Source organism: Streptomyces sp. NPDC005648 (assembly GCF_040605395.1).
In the GTDB taxonomy this organism is placed as follows: Bacteria; Actinomycetota; Actinomycetes; order Streptomycetales; family Streptomycetaceae; genus Streptomyces.
On record NZ_JBEXCS010000006.1, the window covers coordinates 86,127 to 105,111 of the forward strand.

The 18,985-nt window shown below is 70.8% G+C and carries 13 protein-coding genes; 10 read left to right on the forward strand and 3 right to left on the reverse strand.

The window, feature by feature from the left end; translation table 11 throughout:
* Positions 1-45: 45 nt before the first annotated feature.
* On the forward strand, positions 46-477 hold the full coding sequence (locus tag ABZT17_RS05265) for a helix-turn-helix domain-containing protein (protein ID WP_356343919.1): 432 nt from the start codon (positions 46-48) through the stop codon (positions 475-477).
* Between the two features lie 148 nt (positions 478-625).
* On the forward strand, positions 626-2,104 hold the full coding sequence (locus ABZT17_RS05270; RefSeq protein ID WP_356343921.1) for a glutamate--cysteine ligase: 1,479 nt from the start codon (positions 626-628) through the stop codon (positions 2,102-2,104).
* Positions 2,105-2,809: 705 nt separating this feature from the next.
* Here the strand turns inward: ABZT17_RS05270 and ABZT17_RS05275 are convergent.
* Positions 2,810-4,576 carry a helix-turn-helix domain-containing protein gene (locus tag ABZT17_RS05275; RefSeq protein WP_356343923.1) on the reverse strand — a complete coding sequence of 589 codons (1,767 nt, stop codon included), beginning with the start codon at positions 4,574-4,576 and terminating at the stop codon, positions 2,810-2,812.
* Between the two features lie 150 nt (positions 4,577-4,726).
* Here ABZT17_RS05275 and ABZT17_RS05280 point away from each other — a divergent pair, with 150 nt between their 5' ends.
* The 4 genes from ABZT17_RS05280 (at position 4,727) to ABZT17_RS05295 (ending at position 11,369) form a co-directional block, all read left to right on the forward strand.
* Positions 4,727-6,484 carry an FAD-dependent monooxygenase gene (locus ABZT17_RS05280; protein WP_356343926.1) on the forward strand — a complete coding sequence of 586 codons (1,758 nt, stop codon included), beginning with the start codon at positions 4,727-4,729 and terminating at the stop codon, positions 6,482-6,484.
* A gap of 429 nt (positions 6,485-6,913) precedes the next feature.
* Entirely contained in the window at positions 6,914-8,974 is a 2,061-nt protein-coding gene (locus ABZT17_RS05285; protein ID WP_356343928.1) for a discoidin domain-containing protein, read from the forward strand.
* A gap of 16 nt (positions 8,975-8,990) precedes the next feature.
* Positions 8,991-9,581: a TetR/AcrR family transcriptional regulator gene (locus tag ABZT17_RS05290; protein ID WP_356343930.1), complete on the forward strand. Its 591-nt coding sequence runs from the start codon at positions 8,991-8,993 to the stop codon at positions 9,579-9,581.
* A gap of 123 nt (positions 9,582-9,704) precedes the next feature.
* Positions 9,705-11,369 (forward strand): cellulase family glycosylhydrolase, encoded by a 1,665-nt coding sequence (locus tag ABZT17_RS05295; RefSeq protein ID WP_356343933.1) that lies wholly within the window; start codon positions 9,705-9,707, stop codon positions 11,367-11,369.
* A 21-nt stretch (positions 11,370-11,390) separates the two neighbouring features.
* Here the strand turns inward: ABZT17_RS05295 and ABZT17_RS05300 are convergent, their stop codons facing one another.
* Positions 11,391-12,581, reverse strand: coding sequence for a sugar diacid recognition domain-containing protein (locus tag ABZT17_RS05300; RefSeq protein ID WP_356343935.1), 1,191 nt, complete (start codon positions 12,579-12,581; stop codon positions 11,391-11,393).
* A 202-nt stretch (positions 12,582-12,783) separates the two neighbouring features.
* Here ABZT17_RS05300 and ABZT17_RS05305 point away from each other — a divergent pair, with 202 nt between their 5' ends.
* Genes ABZT17_RS05305 through ABZT17_RS05320 form a run of 4 tightly spaced genes read left to right on the forward strand, consistent with a single transcriptional unit; the run spans position 12,784 to position 16,550 of the window.
* The gene (locus tag ABZT17_RS05305) at positions 12,784-13,716 is read left to right on the forward strand and encodes a transporter substrate-binding domain-containing protein (RefSeq protein ID WP_356343937.1); all 933 of its coding nucleotides are present in this window, start codon (positions 12,784-12,786) and stop codon (positions 13,714-13,716) included.
* A gap of 10 nt (positions 13,717-13,726) precedes the next feature.
* On the forward strand, positions 13,727-14,482 hold the full coding sequence (locus ABZT17_RS05310; protein WP_356343939.1) for an amino acid ABC transporter permease: 756 nt from the start codon (positions 13,727-13,729) through the stop codon (positions 14,480-14,482).
* Positions 14,479-15,273 (forward strand): amino acid ABC transporter ATP-binding protein, encoded by a 795-nt coding sequence (locus ABZT17_RS05315; protein ID WP_356343942.1) that lies wholly within the window; start codon positions 14,479-14,481, stop codon positions 15,271-15,273. Before ABZT17_RS05310 ends, ABZT17_RS05315 begins: the two co-directional genes overlap by 4 nt.
* Positions 15,270-16,550 carry an FAD-dependent oxidoreductase gene (locus ABZT17_RS05320; RefSeq protein WP_356343944.1) on the forward strand — a complete coding sequence of 427 codons (1,281 nt, stop codon included), beginning with the start codon at positions 15,270-15,272 and terminating at the stop codon, positions 16,548-16,550. Before ABZT17_RS05315 ends, ABZT17_RS05320 begins: the two co-directional genes overlap by 4 nt.
* A gap of 73 nt (positions 16,551-16,623) precedes the next feature.
* Here the strand turns inward: ABZT17_RS05320 and ABZT17_RS05325 are convergent, their stop codons facing one another.
* Positions 16,624-18,894 (reverse strand): Tat pathway signal sequence domain protein, encoded by a 2,271-nt coding sequence (locus tag ABZT17_RS05325; RefSeq protein WP_356343946.1) that lies wholly within the window; start codon positions 18,892-18,894, stop codon positions 16,624-16,626.
* Positions 18,895-18,985 lie beyond the last annotated feature (91 nt).

Consider the following 18,985-nt stretch of genomic DNA (forward strand, 5'->3'; position numbering starts at 1 on the left):
ATCAGGATGACACCGTCCTACTTCAAGTCGACTTGAGGTCAAGCCATGACAGTGCTGGACATCGCCGAGGTGGCGCGGCGGGCCGGCGTGCCCGCCTCCACGCTGCGGTTCTACGAGGAGAAGGGGCTGGTCACGCCGGTCGGACGGCGGGGTCTGCGCCGGCAGTACGACCCCGCGGTGCTGGAGCGACTGGCACTGATCGCGCTGACCCGCGCCGCCGGGTTCTCCCTCGACGAGATCGCGCTGATGTTCGCGCCGGACGGACGACCCCGTATCGACCGCGAGACGCTGACGGCCAAGGCGGACGAACTGGACCGGCGGATCACCGAACTGGGCGTGCTGCGCGACTCCCTGCGCCACGCCGCCGCCTGCCCCGCGCCCAGCCACATGGAGTGCCCCACCTTCCGCCGCCTGCTGAAGGCGGCCGCGTCGGGAGGCGTTCCGGTGCGCGCGAAGCGGCCACCCGGCACGCTGTGAGAGGCCTCGATCCCGGGCGGGCCCGTGAGTACGCTCCGTGACCGGAGGGTCGCCGTGAAGCCGGCGCATCCATCCTGACTGTCCGGGAGCGGCGCGAGGTGCGACGCTGGGACGGGAGGTATCCGCCGAGGGGACTCGGGAGGGCCCGATGGGACGTGATGTGCCGGCCCTGGTGTTCACGCGGGAGGACCGCCGCAGATACCGGGACAAGATGCACACCTGCCTCGACGTGCTGGCCCAGATGCTGAGCGAGTCGGGTTTCGAGAGCGAGCGGCCGCAGGTCGGGCTGGAGATCGAGCTCAACCTGGTCGACGACGACGGGCTGCCCGCGATGCGGAACACCGAGGTGCTCCAGGCGATCGCCGACCCCGCCTGGTCGAGCGAGCTGGGCCGCTTCAACCTGGAGATCAACATCCCGCCCCGGCGGCTGCTCTCCGGCGGCCCCGGCTCCTGGGAGCGGGAGATCCGCGACGCCCTCAACCACGCCGAGGAGCGCGCCGCGGCCGTCGGCGCCCACCTGATCATGATCGGCATCCTGCCCACCCTGGCCGAGACGGACGTCGGTGAGGCCGGCCTCTCGGGCGATCCGCGCTACAAGCTCCTCAACGAGCAGATCTTCGCGGCCCGCGGCGAGGATCTGCGCATCCGGATCGACGGCGTGGAGCAGCTCTCCATGTACGCCGACGCCATCACCCCCGAGGCCGCCTGCACCAGCACCCAGTTCCATCTCCAGGTCGCCCCACGGGAGTTCGCCGACTACTGGAACGCCGCCCAGGCCATCGCGGGCGTGCAGATCGCCCTCGCCGCCAACGCGCCCTTCCTCTTCGGTAGAGAGCTGTGGCGCGAGACCCGTATCCCCCTCTTCGAGCAGGCCACCGACACCCGCCCCCAGGAGATAAAGGCCCAGGGCGTACGGCCCCGGGTGTGGTTCGGAGAGCGCTGGATCACCAGCGTCTTCGACCTGTTCGAGGAGAACGTACGCTACTTCCCGGCCCTGCTGCCGATCTGCGACGACGAGGACCCGCACCGGACACTCGCGGCCGGCGGAGTCCCGGAACTCGGCGAACTCACCCTGCACAACGGCACGATCTACCGCTGGAACCGCCCCGTGTACGCCGTCACCGACAGCGGTCCGCACCTGCGCATCGAGAACCGCGTCCTGCCCGCCGGACCCACGGTCGCCGACATCATCGCCAACGGCGCCTTCTACTACGGCCTCACGCGCGCCCTGGTCGACGAGGACCGCCCGGTGTGGACACGGATGTCCTTCTCGGTCGCCGAGGAGAACCTCCACACCGCCGCCCGCGACGGCATCGACGCCCGTCTCTACTGGCCCGGCGCCGGCGAAGTCCCGGTCACGGAACTGGTGTTGCGCCGACTGCTGCCGCTGGCCCACCGCGGCCTCGAACTGGCCGGCATGGACGCGGCCTGGCGCGAGCCCCTCCTCGGCATCATCGAACAGCGCTGTGTCACCGCCCGCAACGGCGCCCTCTGGCAGGCGGAGACCGTCCACCACCTGGAGAAGGCGGGCACCGGTGACCGCCGGGAGGCACTGCGCCGAATGACCACGACCTACATGGACTACATGCATCTCAACGCACCGGCACACACCTGGCCCGTGGACTGACGGCCCGACTGAGCGGTGACCGACGGGGGTGGCTGCCGGGCTGATCGGTGTGGGGTGCGGATGGTCGCGGGCCGATACATCCGATCGGTGCGCGGCGTGGGCGGCCTCGCCGCCGATCCTCCTGCGGCGCTGATCCGTACGCGCGGCGGAGGTCGCGGTGCTGATCCCTGCGCGGCGCGGCTGGCTACCGCGGTGGTTCCCGTGTGGTGGGCGGCTCCGCGCTGGCTCCCGCGCGGTGCGAGTGGCTTCGTGCTGGCTCCCGCGCGGTGCGAGTGGCTTCGTGCTGGCTCCCGCGCGGTGGGGGTGGTTGTCGCGTTGGTTCCCGTGCGGTGGGCGTCTCCGTGCTTGTTCCCATGTGGCGCGGGTGGTCGCCATGCTGGCTTCCGCGCGGCGCGGGTGGCTACCGCGTTGGTTCCCGTGCGATGGGTGGCTTCGTGCTGGCTCCCGCGCGGTGGGGGTGGTTGTCGCGTTGGTTCCCGTGCGGTGGGCGGCTCCGTGCTTGTTCCCGTGTGGCGCGGGTGGTCGCCATGCTGGCTTCCGTGCGGTGCGAGTGGCTCCGCGTTGGCTTCCGTGCGGTGCGAGTGGCTCTGCGCCGGCCTCCGTGCGGTGCGAGTGGTTCCGTGTTGGCTTTCGGCGGGTGCCGATATCGCTTTCGCCGAGCCCCCGTCCGCCGCATCCAGGACCGGCCTCGGGGATGTGCCGGGGTCAGCCCCGGTACCCCCGCAGCTTTCGGTACAGCGTGGCGCGGGCTATGCCCAGGGACGCCGCCGCACGTGCCTTGTTGCCGCCGTGCAGGCGCAGGGCCTCCAGGATCGCGGCGCGCTCGGCGTGTTCCATCGGGCTGAGCGGCCGGGGCGCGGGGCCCTCGCGCACCGGGTCCGGCAGCTCGGCCCGCCGGACCGGGCCGGTAGAGCGCCGGTGCTGGGCCAAGGCCCGTACGAGATGGGCGAGTTCGGTGACATTGCCGGGCCATGGATGCCGCTCCAGCGCGCGCAGCGCCTCCAGGGTCCAGGTGAGCGGAGGTCGACCGGGCGTGGGGGAGGGGGCGAGGGCGTTGAGCAACTCCCTGATGTCGTCGGGGCGTTCACGCAGTGCGGGGAGGGTGACCGAGCGGGCGGCCAGGGTGTCCAGAAGGCGTTGGAGACAGGGACCCGGTGGTGTCCCGGGGGTATGGGTCACCAGCAGGGGCACGTCCGGACGGGCCGAGAGCAGCGAGTTGAGAGCGGCCGTGTCCGAGGGTGCGAGACGCTCGACATGGCGGATGAGAAGCGGACGGCCGCCCGTCAACTCCGCGATCCCGCCGCCGAGTTCACTCTCCGCCGCGTCCAGGACCACGGGATCCGAGGCCACCTCGAGCACCAGCGAGGTCTTCCCGGTGCCCCGCTCGCCCACGACGAGCAGAGGCTCGGGGGAGCGTGCCAACTCCACCGCCCGCCCGACCGCGAGTCGCCAGGGCACCGACCGTCCGGCAAGCGCCGGCACGGTTCGAGGGGCCGCTGTCACGACCGTGGGCCCCACCGGCTCCAGCACGGCCACCACACCGAACACGGAACCCAACTGCTCCATGGGAGTGAGGACCGCAGCGCATCCCGCGCCGTCCAGGAGCCCGGTGCGGTACGAGGCCGGCGGCACCGCACCGGCTCCGGGCCCCGAGGCCCGCAGCAGCCCGGCCGCCTCCCGTTCCAGCGCCTCCAGCCCCTCCGGTGACAGCAACCGCTCGGCGGCCTCGCTGATGAACCGGTTGCGGCCGTCCAGGGCGACGACCGCGCGCGTCCCCTCGCCCGCGGCCCGCAGATACGCGTCCAGCAGCAGCCGTTCCGCCGCCCGCGACCGAGCGAGAAGCTCCGCCTCGACGGCGCTCGCCGCGGCCTCCGCGAGGGCCGCCCCCGGATGCGGCCCGCACCCGGCGCACAGCCCGCTCGCCACCGTCACCGTGCCCAGCGGCTGCCCGGTCTCCGGCGACCGCACCGGCACACTGACCGCGCAGACGTCCTGCCACAGGTCGAGGAAGTGCTCGGGGCCGTGCACCTCCGCCCGCCGGCGGGTGCGCAGGGCGAGGGCCGCGCTGTTGTGCCCGACCGCCTGCTCGGAGAGGTCACGGCAGGGTTCGCCGGGCCCTTCCCCACTCGCCCACAGCACCCGCAGCCGCTCGTCGGTGAGGACGAGCGAGGTCCGCCCGGAGCCGAGGGCGGGGGAGATCCGTTCGAGGACGGGCCGGGCCGCGTTGAACAGGGGGGACCGAGGCGCCCGTAGAGGACGTGGAGGAAGACGAAGCCTTTCCGCGGCTTCCCGGGCTTCCCGGGCGGGGTCGCGCGCGTCGGGCCGTACGCCGAAGAAACGCGCACGTCTCCAGGCGGCGACGACGTCCTCCGGTGTCCCGTCCGGCAGTTGGCGTCCTTGCAGGAACAACTCCCTGGCCCTGCGCAGTGAGGCGAGGCCGGGGCGGACGGAAGGGTGCTCTGCGGTGGTCACGGCACCGCTCACCCTACCGGGAACGGTTGAATACGCAACGACTCGCGCTCGTTCCGGCGCGGTGTCTCGAATTGAGACACCCATGCCCCTGGGTCCGCATACATGATCTTGAAGAGTCGGCGCCTGTTCTCGTTTCCCTGGAGCGTTCCCGTGCACATCGTCGAGCCCGATGTCGTGACCGACGTACTGATCGTCGGCAGTGGCCCCGCCGGCGCCTCCGCCGCGCTCGCCCTGAGCACCTACGGCGTCCCGAACATCGTCGTCACCCGCTACGCGCGCCTCGCCGACACGCCCCGCGCCCACATCACCAACCAGCGCACCATGGAGGTGCTGCGCGATCTCGGTGTCGAGGACGAGGTGGTCGCCAAGGCGACCCCGCAGCACCTCATGGGCGACACGACCTTCTGCACCAGCCTCGCCGGCGAGGAGCTGGGCCGGGTCCGCTCCTGGGGCAACGACCCCCTCGTCCAGGCCGCCCACGAACTCGCCAGCCCCACCCGCATGTGCGACATGCCCCAGCACCTCATGGAGCCGGTGCTCGTCGACGCAGCCGTCGCGCGCGGCACGCAGCTGCGCTTCAGCACGGTCTACAAGTCCTTCGTCCAGGACGACTCCGGCGTGACGGTCACCGTCGAGGACCGGCTGCGCGGCGACGAGTACACCATCCGCGCCAAGTACCTCATCGGCGCCGACGGCGGCCGCAGCCAGGTCGCCGAGGACGCCGGGCTGCCCATGGGCGGCCAGATGGGCGTGGCCGGCAGCATCAACATCGTCTTCGACGCGGACCTCACCCAGTACACCGCCCACCGCCCGTCCACGCTGTACTGGGTCCTCGCGCCGGGCGCCACCGTCGGCGGCATCGGGGCCGGCCTGGTGCGCTGCGTCCGGCCGTGGAACGAGTGGCTGATCGTCTGGGGCTACGACGTCACCGCCGGCGCCCCCGACCTGACCACCGAGTACGCCGAGTCGATCGTCCGCCAACTGGTCGGCGACGACGAGATCCCGGTGACCGTCAAGTCGTCCTCGGCCTGGACCGTGAACGAGATGTACGCCGAGACCTACTCCAACGGCCGTGTCTTCTGCGCCGGGGACGCCACGCACCGCCACCCGCCGTCCAACGGCCTCGGCTCCAACACGTCCATCCAGGACTCGTACAACCTGGCCTGGAAGCTCAAGCTCGTCCTCGACGGCACCGCCTCCCCGAAGCTGCTGGACACCTACACTGCCGAACGCGCCCCGATCGGGCGGCAGATCGTCACCCGGGCCAACAAGTCCATCGCCGAGACGGCCCCCGTCTTCGAGGCCCTGGACGGTCTCTCCCCGCAGACCCCCGAACAGCTGTGGGCCAACATCGCCGCCCGCAGGGACGACACCGAGGCCGCCCAGAAGCAGCGCGCGAGACTCCGCGAGGCGATCGCCTTCAAGGTCTACGAGTTCAACGCGCACGGCGTCGACCTCAACCAGCGCTACACCTCCGCCGCCGTCGTCCCCGACGGCACCGACGACCCCGGCTTCGACCGCGACCCCGAGCTCCACCACCAGCCGGCCTCCCGCCCCGGAGCCAAACTCCCGCACGCCTGGATCACCTCCGGCACCCGCACCCTCTCCACCCTCGACACCGTCGGCGGGGGCCGCTTCACCCTGCTCACCGGCATCGGCGGCCAGGACTGGCTGCGGGCCGCCGAGGCGCAGGACCCGCGGATCGCCACCGTCGTCATCGGCCCCGGCCAGGAGTACGAGGACCCGTACGGCGACTGGGCGCGGCTGAGCGAGATCGCCGACGGCGGAGCGCTGCTCGTACGCCCGGACGGTTACGTCGCCTTCCGGCACGCGACCGCCCCGGCGTCCGGCGCGGACGCCGAACGGCTGCTGACGGACGCGATGCGGCGGATCCTCGGACACGCCTGACGCGAGGCGGGGAGACGCCCTCCCCACGCCCGTCCGGCACGCCGCGAGGAGCTGCGCTGCGCCGCACCGGCCAGGACGGAACCGCACCGCGAGGACTACATCCTCAACTGGCGTTCCCTGCCGGCCCGGGGCATCGCGGTGGTCGGGCCGACGGTCCAACTGGAGCTGGACGTCCAGGCGATGTACCGCACCCACGACACGCCCACGCCGCCCGAGTAGCCGGCACCGCGCGCCGGCGCGCTGATCAGGTCAAGTGTCCCGGACCCTTGACTCGGAAGCTCTCCACCCCGATCCTCGTCCCAGATATTGCGCCGGTCATGACAAGACCATGAGTTCGTCAACGCCCCTGGGGACACCGCCCCTTGGACCCGTGGGCGACCTCCTGGGACCGCTCGACCGCGCCATCCCGCCGACCGAGGGACGTGGGCAGTGACGCCGACCCGACGCTCGTACCGCCGACGCAAGAACGTCACCGTGCTGTCGCTGCTCCTGCTGGCGCTGGCCGTCGTGCTCGGCCCCACGCCGAGCTCGGCGGCCGGCAACGACTGGTGGAACCCCACCGCCCGGCCCGCCCCGGACGTCCAGATCAACGTCACCGGCGAGCCCTTCACCGGCACCGACGCGGCGGGCGACGTACGGGGGTTCGTCGACGCGCACAACCACCTCTTCGGCAACGAGGCCTTCGGCGGACGTCTGATCTGCGGCAAGGTCTTCTCCGAGAACGGAGTCGCCGACGCCCTCAAGGACTGTCCCGAGCACTACCCCGACGGCACCCTCGCGATCTTCGACTACATCACCCACGGCGGTGACGGCAAGCACGACCCGGTCGGCTGGCCGACCTTCAAGGACTGGCCCGCGTACGACTCCATGACCCACCAGGCGAACTACTACGCCTGGGTGGAGCGGGCCTGGCGCGGCGGGCAGCGGGTGCTGGTCAACGACCTCGTCACCAACGGCATGATCTGCTCCATCTACCCCTTCAAGGACCGCAGTTGCGACGAGATGACCTCGATCCGGCTGCAGGCGAGGATGACGTACGCGCTCCAGGACTACATCGACAAGATGTACGGGGGCACCGGAAAGGGCTGGTTCCGGATCGTCACCGACAGCGCACAGGCGCGTGAGGTCATCAAGCAGGGCAAGCTCGCCGTCATCCTCGGCGTCGAGACCTCCGAGCCCTTCGGCTGCAAGCAGATCCTCGACATCCCGCAGTGCAGCAAGGCCGACATCGACAAGGGACTCGACGAGCTGTACTCCCTCGGTGTGCGCTCCATGTTCCTGTGCCACAAGTTCGACAACGCCCTGTGCGGCGTCCGCTTCGACTCCGGCGGCCTCGGAACGGCCATCAACGTGGGCCAGTTCCTGTCCACCGGCACCTTCTGGCAGACCGAGAAGTGCACCGGGCCGCAGCACGACAACCCGATCGGCAACGCCACCTCCGAGGCGGAGGGCGACCTGCCGGCCGGCGTGGACGTCCCCTCGTACGACTCGGACGCGCAGTGCAACAAGCGCGGTCTCACCGCCCTGGGCGAGTACGCCGTGCACGGCATGATGAAGCGCAAGATGATGCTGGAGATCGACCACATGAGCGTCAAGGCCGTCGGCCAGGCGCTGGACATCCTGGAGTCCGAGTCCTACCCCGGCGTGATCTCCTCGCACAGCTGGATGGACCTGAACTGGACCGAGCGGGTCTACGCCCTCGGTGGTTTCGCGGCCCAGTACATGCACGGCTCCCAGGGCTTCGTCGCGGAGGCGGCCCGCACCAAGGCCCTGCGCGACAAGTACGGCGTGGGCTACGGCTTCGGCACCGACTTCAACGGCATCGGTGACCACCCCGCCCCGCGCGGAGCCGACGCCGCCGACAAGGTGACGTACCCCTTCAAGAGCGTCGACGGCGGCTCCGTCATCGACCGGCAGACCTCCGGTGAGCGCACCTTCGACATCAACACCGACGGTGCCGCGCACGTCGGCATGATCCCGGACTGGATCGAGGACATCCGCAAGGTCGGCGGGCAGAGCGTGGTCGACGACCTCTTCAGGGGCGCCGAGTCCTACCTCGACACCTGGGGCGCGACCGAGCAGCACCAGGCCTCCGTCAACCTTGCCAAGGGGCAGCCGGCGACGGCCAGTTCGTCGGAGTCGAACCCCTTCACCAGCTACCAGCCCGGTCGCGCGGTCGACGGCGACGACGGCACCCGCTGGGCCAGCGACTGGAGCGACGACCAGTGGTGGCAGGTCGACCTGGGCTCGACCCACCTGGTCGGCAAGGTCACGCTGGACTGGGAGCGGGCGTACGGGAAGTCGTACCGCATCGAGCTCTCCACGGACGGCACCAACTGGACGACGGCGTGGTCCACCACCTCCGGCGACGGCGGTCTGGACACGGCCAAGTTCACCGGCACACCGGCGCGTTACGTCCGTGTCCATGGCCTCGATCGCGGCACCGACTGGGGATACTCGCTCTACGAGGTCGGGGTCCACAGCGCCTGAGGCAGGGGTTCACGCAATGGCACGCATGCCGTCGGCACAGCGCCGCAAGCAGCTGACGGAGGCCGCCATCAGGGCGATGGCCCGGGACGGCGTCACGAAGACGACGACCCGGTCCATCGCCGCCGAGGCCGGCGTGTCCCTGAGCGTCTTCCACTACTGCTTCGACTCCAAGCAGGCCCTGGTGGAGTCCGTCATCACCACCCTGACGGACTCCTCGGTGAGCGTGGTCCAGGAGGCGCTGCGGCCCAGGGCCACGCTGGAGGAGACCGTCCGGGCCGGCTTCCAGGCGTACTGGGACCATGTCCGCGCCCACCCCGACGCCCATATGCTCACCTACGAGCTGACCCAATACGCCCTGCGCGAGCCGGGGTTCGAGCATCTGGCCCGACGGCAGTACGAGCTGTACGGCATCGCGTACGCCGAACTGATCGAGCGGCTGCGCGCCAGCCGGGACCTCGAACTCCGGGTGCCCGTCCAGGTGCTGGCCCGCTACCTGGCCGCCGTGACCGACGGGCTGACCCTCAACTACCTGGTGCTGGGCGACGAGTCGGCCTGGACCGACATCCTCGACACGGTCACCGCGCATATCGCGGGCCTTGTGGCCTGAGAGACCGATACGACCAGCGCCTTGACGTGTACTTGGCGAAGTGGCTTCATGGGAGCGCTCCCACATTTCCTGTCCCCCCATCCTCGATGCCTGAGTTTCTTGGCGCTCACTCCAGGAGCCGTAGTGAGAAGAACAAGAAGCACCACACACGAGCACCGCTTGTCCGGCCTGTTGCCACTGCTCGCCGCCCTGCTGGGTCTCGTGCTCGTCGGCGCCGCGTTCCCCGCCGCCGCCCGCGTCCAGTCGCCCGCCGTCCAGGCCACCGGGCTGCACATCAGCGACGGCCGGCTGGTCGAGGGGAACGGCAACGACTTCGTCATGCGCGGAGTCAACGCCGCCCACACCTGGTACCCCGGCAGGACCAAGCAGTCCCTGGCCGACATCAAGGCGCTGGGCGCCAACGCGGTCCGGGTGGTGCTGGCCGACGGGCACCGCTGGGCCGCCAACAGCGCCTCCGACGTGGCCGACGTCATCGCGCAGTGCAAGGCCGACCGGCTGATCTGCGTCCTGGAGGTGCACGACACCACCGGTTACGGCGAGGACAGCGCGGCCGGCACCCTCGACGAGGCCGCCGACTACTGGATCGGCCTCAAGGACGTGCTCGCGGGCCAGGAGAACTACGTCGTCATCAACATCGGCAACGAGCCCTGGGGCAACACCAACCCCGACGGCTGGACCGCCCCCATGATCGCCGCCGTCAAGAAGCTGCGCGCCGCCGGACTCCAGCACACGCTCATGGTCGACGCCCCCAACTGGGGCCAGGACTGGCAGGGCGTGATGCGCGCCAACGCCCAGTCCGTGTACGCCGCCGACCCCACCGGCAACCTGATCTTCTCGATCCACATGTACAGCGTCTTCGACACCGCGACCGAGATCACCGACTACCTCAATGCCTTCGTCAACGCCAAACTGCCCATTCTCATCGGTGAGTTCGGCGGTCCCGCCGACCAGTACGGCGACCCCGACGAGGACACCATGATGTCCGCCGCCCAGCAGCTCAAGCTCGGCTATCTGGCCTGGTCCTGGAGCGGCAACACGGACCCGATCCTCGACCTGGCCCTCAACTTCGACGCCACCCAGCTCAGTTCGTGGGGTCGGCGTGTCTTCAACGGCGTCAACGGCATCGCGCAGACCGCGAAGGAGGCCACGGTCTTCGGCGGCGGCAGCCCCGGTGACACGCAGGCCCCGACCGCTCCCGGCACTCCCAGCGCCTCCTCCGTGACGGCCACCTCCGTCTCGCTGACCTGGACCGCCGCCACGGACGACGTCGCGGTCACCGGCTATGAGGTCGTACGCGTCAACGGCGCCACCGAGACCCCGGCCGCCGCGTCCACCACCAACGCCGCGACCGTCACCGGCCTGACCCCCGACACCGCCTACGCCTTCGCCGTCTACGCCCGTGACGCCGCCGGCAACCGCTCCACCCGCTCGGCCACGGTGAACGTCACCACGGCCAAGGCGCCGAGCCTGTCCTGCTCGGTCGGCTACAAGGTCGTGGGGGAGTGGCCCGGCGGATTCCAGGGCGAGTTGACCCTCGGCAACCGCGGCACCACCGCCATCAGCGGCTGGACCCTGGACTTCACCTTCGCCGACGGTCAGACCGTCACCAACATGTGGGGGGGCACATCCCAGCAGACCGGCGGAGCGGTGACCGTGACCCCCGCCTCCTACACCACCACCATCCCCGGCGGCGGTTCCGTCACCGTCGGCTTCATCGCGAACAAGGGCACCACGAACACGGCCCCCGCGGCGTTCACGCTCAACGGAAGCGCCTGCGCGACCAGTTGACGTGACAAGGAGGCCGCTTCCTCACCGGGTCTCCGCACCGCCCGCCAACTGGTCCGCGAGACACGCCAGATACAGGGCCATGGTGGTGCGGTGCTCCCGCAGGGAGCGGCCGGTGATCTGCTCGATCTTGTTCATGCGGTAGACGACCGTGTTGCGGTGGATGTGCAGGGCGGCTGACGCCCGTACGAGGTTGAAGCCGCTCTCGCACCACGCGGTGATCGTGTCCCGCAGCGCCGGCCAGTCCGGCTGGGCGCGCAGTTCGGCCGTGGTCAGGTCGAGCAGGCGTCCGCGCGCGGGCTGGCCGACGGCGGCCAGCAGCTGATGGACGCGCAGATCGCTGATGGCGTGCACCCGGGAGCCGTCCGCGAGCCGGGAACCCAGGCGCAACGCGTCGCAGGCGTCCTGGTAGGAGTCGTGCAGTCCACCGACCGAGGCGGCCGGTTCGCCGATGCCGGCGCGGGCGGTCAGCCCGCCCTGGGCGGCGATCACATCGGTGACCCGGCGGCAGGCGGCCAGCAGGTCGGCCGCCGGGTCGCGGTCGGTGAGCCGGTGCAGCACGCCGATCCATCCGGGAGTCGTGGAGGCCACGACGTCCTGCGGGTCGGCGAAGACCTCGCGGACCGTGCGCAGCAGTTCCGAGCGGATCAGCGCCATGTCCTGGGTCGGCGTACGGTGCCGACGGGCCGTCGTGCTGGGCACGCCCACCTCGATGGCCACCGCGACCCGTGGCAGGCGCAGGTCGAAGCCGAGTTCGGCGGCCCGGAACATCAGGAACTCGCCCTCGACGACCTGCGGATCGTACGAGGCGATGTCGGCCAGCAGCTTCTCCGCGGCCCGCTCGGCCAGCAGACGGGAGCGGAGCATCACCGACTCGCGCAGCAGGATCTCCGTCTGGCGCTTGACCAGCAGACCGAAACGGCGCACCTGGCCAGGGGTCCCGGTGATGCCGACCGTGCCCACCGCCCGACCACCGGTGACCAGGGGCAGAGTGCAGCCGGGCCGCACCCCGCGCAGCCGCTGGGCCTCGGCCGCGGTGTGGGTGGCGGGTTCCTGGGTGCGTACGACTTCGACGGACGCCTCGTGGAAGGTGCCCACCCGGCTGGTGTCACCGCTGCCGATGACCATGCCGTCCGAGTCGGTGATCAGCACGTTGAAGCCGATGACGGCGGAGGTGTCCGCGGCGATCTCCTGGGCGAGTGACGGGCTCAGCACGGTGTTCCTCCAGCCGACGGGCCGGTTCCGGTTTGGCCGCACCGTACAGGGGAGGGGCCGATTTCGGCCACAACCTCGTACGAAGTGACCGATGACGCGTGCCTGCGCGATCCCTAGCGTATGGCCCCAATCGGAACCCCGCCGAGGGCACAGCGCGGTGAACGGCGGGTCTCTTCAGCGTCCAGACGGAAGGCCCGAGCCGATGATCCGTGCGCGTTCCCTCATATCCGCCCTTCTGACCGGGGCGTTGCTCTCGACGGTGGCCGCGTGCGGCTCCGGCGGTGGCGACGACCCCAAGAACGTCTCGGCGAAGACCGCAGCCCTCGGCACCCTCACCCCCGGGGTCATCAAGGTCGCCGTCGAGCCGTACGCCCCGTACACCACGGTCCGGGCCGGGAAGATCGTCGGCCTGGACGGCGACATCCTCACCGCCGTCGCCAAGAAGCTCGGTCTGCGGATCAAGCCGCAGGTCACCGACTTCGCCGGGATGCTCGCCGGGGTGCAGTCCCGCCGGGTGGACATCACCGTCGGCGGTGTCGCCTGGTCCGCCGAGCGGCAGAAGCAGGGCCTGTTCACCGACCCGCCCTACTACTCGCCCCCGGCGATGGCGGTGCGCGACGGGAAGACGTACAGGACGGTCGACGACCTCAAGGGCCTGAACCTGGGCACCGTCGAGGGCTATGTCTGGGTCAAGTCCATCCAGTCCGTGCCCGGCGCCAAACTGCACGCCTACCCGGACGCCAACGGTGTCTTCGACGACCTCGGCGCCGGCCGTGTCGACGTCGGCTTCCTCGACCCGCTGCTCATCATCGCGGCGCAGAAGCAGCGCCCCGACCTGAAGATCAGCACCGAGTACCTGACCCCGCCGACCGCCGCCGAGGTCAAGGCCAAGCCCGCCTACCAGTACTTCCAGCCCTACCAGACCGGCTTCTACCTCCCCAAGCAGGCGGGGAAGCTGGAGAAGGCGATCTCCGCGCAGATCGACGCCATGTACACCGACGGGGAGATGGCCAAGCTCGTGCGGAAGTACGGCGGTGACCCCGAGCAGTTCCTCAAGCCCGCCGCCGATGTCGCCACCGCACGCCGTGGCGTGGACCGGCCCGCGAACTGGACGCCGCCGTCCATCAGCAAGTGAGGGGATGACCATGTCCGGTCTCTTCCAGGTCCCCTGGTCCGACTACCGTCCCGACCTGCTCGACGCCCTCGGACGTACCGTCTCCTACACGGTGGTCGGCTTCGCCGGCGCGGTGGTGCTCGGCCTGGTGGTGGCGCTGCTGCGGCTCAGCAAGGTCTGGCCCGCCCGGGCCGTCGCCGCCGTCTACACCGAGGTGTTCAAGAACGTCCCTCTCCTGGCGATCATCTTCCTGACCTACTTCGGGCTCGCCTCGGCCGGAATCCGGCTGGACGTGTTCACGGCCGGCTGCCTCAGCCTGATCGTCTTCTACGCCGCCTATCTGTCCGAGATCTTCCGGTCCGCCATCAGCGGAGTGCACGAGGGGCAGACGGAGGCCGGCGAGGCACTGGGTCTCGGCAAGGCGGGCATCTTCACCCACATCGTGCTGCCGCAGGCGGTACGGCAGGCGTTGCCCGGCACCAACACCATGCTGGTCGACCTGCTGAAGTCCACCTCGCTGCTCGTCACCGTCTCCGCCGCCGAGCTGATGTCGGAGGGGCGGCTGATCACCTCGGAGACCTTCCGCGCGCTGGAGGTCTACCTGGTCATCTCCGCCGTCTACTTCGCCCTGTGCTATCCGCTGTCGCAGCTCCTTCTGCTGCTGGAGCGCAAGGTCCGGGCGGGCGTCCCGCTCTCCCCGCGGCGCCGGCGCCGGGTGCGCGCCGCGCGAGCGCTGCTCGCCGCCGACCTCGACAACATCAGCGTCCGCAAGGGGGCAGCCGTATGACCGAGCCCGTCGCCACGGCGAAGACCGTGGCCGCCGCCCGTGCCGAGGCAGTGGTCCGGATCGAGGGGCTGAGCAAGTCCTTCGACGGCCGTCTCGTCCTCGACGACGTGAGCCTGGAGGTCGACCGCGGGCGGATCGTCAGCGTCATCGGGCAGAGCGGCGGCGGCAAGACGACGTTGATGCGCTGCGTCAACCTGTTGGAACGGCCCGACCGGGGCACGGTCGAGGTGGCCGGTGAGGTGGTGCACAGCGGCGGGCGGACCGTCTGCCGGGACCTGCCCGCGCTGCGCCGTACCGTCGGCATGGTCTTCCAGAGGTTCCACCTCTTCCCGCATCTGACGGCCGTGGAGAACATCGTGCTCGCCCAGCGCAAGGCGGGCATCGCCGAGGCGGAGGCACTGGAGCGGGCCGTCACCCTGCTGCGCCGGGTCGGTGTCGCCCACCGCGGACTCGCCCGGCCCGAACAGCTCTCCGGCGGCGAACAGCAGCGCGTCGCGATCGCCCGGGCCCTCGCGCTCCGGCCCGAGGTGCTGCTCTTCGACGAACCGACGTCGTCCCTGGACCCCGAGTCCACCCGCGAGGTGCTCACCGTGATGCGCGAACTGGCCGCCGACGGCATGACGATGCTGCTGGTGACCCATGAACTGCCCTTCGCCCGCGAGGTGTCCGACCATGTCGTCTTCGTCGACGGCGGCCGGATCGTGGAGGAGGGCCGGCCCCAGGACGTCCTCGACCGTCCGGCCGAGCGCCGGACCCGGGAGTTCCTCGCCGCATACGGGACCGCGTCATGAGCGGTCCCGTGGTGGTGGCCGGCGGCGGGGTCGTGGGGCTGTGCACCGCGTACTACCTGGCCCGGGAGGGCATCGCGGTCGAGGTCGTCGAGCGCGGCGCCATCGGCTCCGGGGCCACGCGCGGCAACGCCGGCTGGGTCTGCCTCAGTCACTCGACGCCGGTGCCCGCTCCGGGAGTCGTCCGGTACGCCCTGCGCTCCCTGGGGCGCCCGGACTCGCCCCTGTATCTACGGCCGCTGCCCGACCCGGCGTTCGTGCGCTGGCTGTGGCGGTTCTGGCGCAGCAGCACACCGGCCGCCTTCCGGCGCGGCTACGCGGCGATCGCCGAGCTGAACCGTGACACCTTCGAGCTCTTCGACGGCCTGCGCGCGGCGGGCGTCGGGACCACCCTGACCCGCCCCGGCATGGTGCACGCCTTCCTCTCACCGGCCGAGGCCCGTCATCACCTCGCGCTCCAACGGGAGATGGCCGACGGGCGTTATCCGCTGCCGGACGACGTCGTCACGGGCGCGGAGGCCCGGCTGCTGGACGACGCGCTGTCCCCGCAGGTGCGCGCGGCCTACCTGGTGGAGGGGGAGGGCGTGGTCGACCCCGAGGCCTTCGCACGTGGGCTCGCCGAGGCGCTCGGCGCGCTGGGGGTCAAGATCCACGAGAACACCGGGGTCACCGGATTCCGTACGGCGGCGGGGCGGGTCACCGCCGTGTCGACCACCACGGGCGAACTCCCCTGCTCCGGCGTGGTCGTGGCGGCCGGGATGCGTTCGCCGGGGCTGCTCGGCGCCCTCGGCCGGCCTCTGCCGCTGCAGGCCGGCAAGGGCTACAGCTTCTCGGTCGACCTCGACCCGGCCCCCCGGCACACCCTCTACTTCGGGGAGCGCCGGGCCGTCGCCTCACCCATCGGCTCCACCACGCGCATCGGCGGCACGATGGAGCTGAGCGGCAACAACAACCGGCTGGACTGGCGTCGTGTCGTCGCCGTCGCCCTCGCCAGCCGGCACTACCTGGGGAAGTGGTTCGACGACCCCGACGACCTGGTCGGCCGGATCCGCGACCCCTGGGTCGGCGGACGGCCCTTCCTGCCCGACGGACTGCCCGTCGTCGACCGGCTGCCGGGCTACGACAACGCCTTCGCCGCCACCGGCCACGGCATGCTCGGCATCACCCTCGGCCCGGTCACCGGGCACCGGCTGACCGAGTACATCCGCACCGGCGTCCGCCCGGAGGTCCTGGCGCCGTTCCGCTTCGACCGGCCGATCACCGCACGGGGGTTGTCCTGACATGCGCCGCGCGCCTGGGGTCACCCAGGACACAGGCGCTTCGCGCGCAACCGGCCGGCCGCAGGGGTGAGGCCTACGGCAGACCCCATGCCCCGCCCGGCTCGCTCACCGGCACCGGCGCGATGGTGAGGTCGGGACGCTCCCCGGTGTACAGCAGGACCTCCCGGCCCTCGGGCAGGTCGACGGCCAGGGTGCCCTCGGACGTCGTACGCACGTGGGCCGGGCGGCCGTCGTCGAGGACGGCGGTCAGCCGGCCGTCGGGCAGCCCGTGCCGTACTTCCAGCGGCTCGCCCGCGAGACTGCGGATCCGGACGAAGCGGGTGACGCCGTCCGCGCGGACCGCGCTGACCAGGAAGGCGCCCTGGGTGCGGAAGTCGTGCAGGGTCACGTCCCGCCAGGCGGACGGCACGGCCGGGAAGACCCGGACCACTCCGCCCCAGCTCTGGCAGAGCATGTCGTGCAGGGACTGCGACGCCGACAGCGGCGTCTCGATGACCGGACCGGCCTCCGTGTAGTGGGTGTTGGCCCGGCACGGGTAGCGCGTGCTCGGGTCGAAGAACTTCTTCAGATACGTCAACGCGGTGTCGCCGCGCCCCATCATGGCGTACATCGACGCGGCGCCCGTGTAGCTGTAGCCGCGGTGCGCGCCGGTCAGGGCGTGCCAGCGCACCACCGACTTCTCGATCAACTCCCGCTGCTCCGCCTGGTCCCAGTTGACGAGATACAGCGGGTAGACCATCAGCAGGTGGGAGTAGTGGCGGTGGGACTGGGCGTACGGGGTGTCCGCGCCGATCATGAAGCCGTTCGCGTCGACCGGGTACGGCGTCAGCCGGGTGAGGATCTCCTGCCAGCGGGGCTTCAACTCGTCGTCGATGCCGAGGCGTTCGGCCGCGTCCAGCAGGGTGTGGCAGCCCCAGCGGATCAGGGAGAGGTCGTAGTTGGTGTCCTTCGGCGGCACCACCGGATACTCCGGTGACAAGGTCGACGGCAGATGCAGCCTGCCGTCGTCGGCCGTCTGGAGGAAATGCCAGTAGTAGGTGATCGTGCGGCGCAGCAGCGGGTAGATCGTGTCGCGCAGCAAGGACTCGTCCATGGTGTGCCGGTAGTTGAGCCACGCGTTGTGCAACGCCCAGGTCAGATCGCCCACTTCGGCGCCGGTGCCCGGCATGCCCACCCCGCGGTCGGCGAACATGTCGGAGCTGCGGCCGATTCCGGCGCTGTCCGAGCGGTAGGCGGTGGGCACGTTGGCGACGAGCTGTTCCTGACTCTGTCTCAGGGTGCTGGCCAGGGAGTCGAGTTCGGGGTGGTTGGAGCCGTGGATGAGCCAGTACTCCAGCTGGACGTTGAGGTTCCACCACACGGCGGGCCAGGGGGTGGGCTCCAGCCACGGCCCGGAGGTGGCCATCACGGGACCGCCCGCGCGGCTGGCCGAGGCGACCTTGTACAGCTGGATCCAGTGGAAGCTCTGCAGCCGCTGGTCGGGGATCGAGACGAAGCTCTTGCGGTAGAAGGCGTGCCACCAGCGGGTGTGCCGGGAGCGCAGAGCCGCGTAGGAGCCCGCGCGCCGGACCTTCTGGAGGGAGAGCTCTCCCGCCCCGGTGTTCGAGGGGTGGCTGTGGGCGACCGAGAGCACGAGGGTGTCCCCGCTGTGCCGGTAGGCGGTCGCGGTCTGGCCGCCGCCGACGAGAGGCTGGAGGACCTGCTCGACATCACCGGTGGTCAGGGTGGTCCAGGGCGGGTTGGGGACATAGCCGTCCGGCGGTGCCTCCTGGACCTTGCGGGGGCTGATCGCCTCCTCGGGGTGGAAGGTCCAGTGGACCTCCTCGTCCCCTCCGGCCGTGACCCGGGCGGCGAAGAGGCCGTCGTGGATGAGGGCGGCCAGGGTCAGGGTGCCCTTGTCGGTGGTGATGGTGCCGGTGAGTTCGGCGTTCCACAGGCTCAGCCGCCAGTCGACCGAGGTGATGGTGCCGACCGGGTCGAGGGTCAGATGTCCGACGGGCAGCCGGGCGGTGCCCCATCCGCTGCCGAACTGGGGCCGGTGGTCCTGGACCTCACCGTGCTGGACGGTGAAACGGACGCCGCCCGCGCCCGGTTCGCGGTACACCATGCTGCCGAGCCGTCCGTCGCCCAGGAACGGACCCTCGTACCAGAGCGTGGGCGGTTTGTGCCAGAGCAGGTCCTGGCCGCGCAGAAAGTCGGCCCAGGCTCCGTCCGAGGCCATACGGTCGTGTAACGCCCAGCGGCCGCCGGCGGAGCGGACCGCCCCCTCGGCCACTCCCGGCAGGGCGGCGGCCGCCGTGCCGCCCAGCGCTGAGCCCAGGACAGCCCGTCTCGATGCGTGCATGCCAAACCTGCTTCCAGAAGAAGTCATCGGATCTATCGTCTGGTGGAGGCTAGATCTGGGCAGGAATGACGTCAATGATTCCGACAGGCAT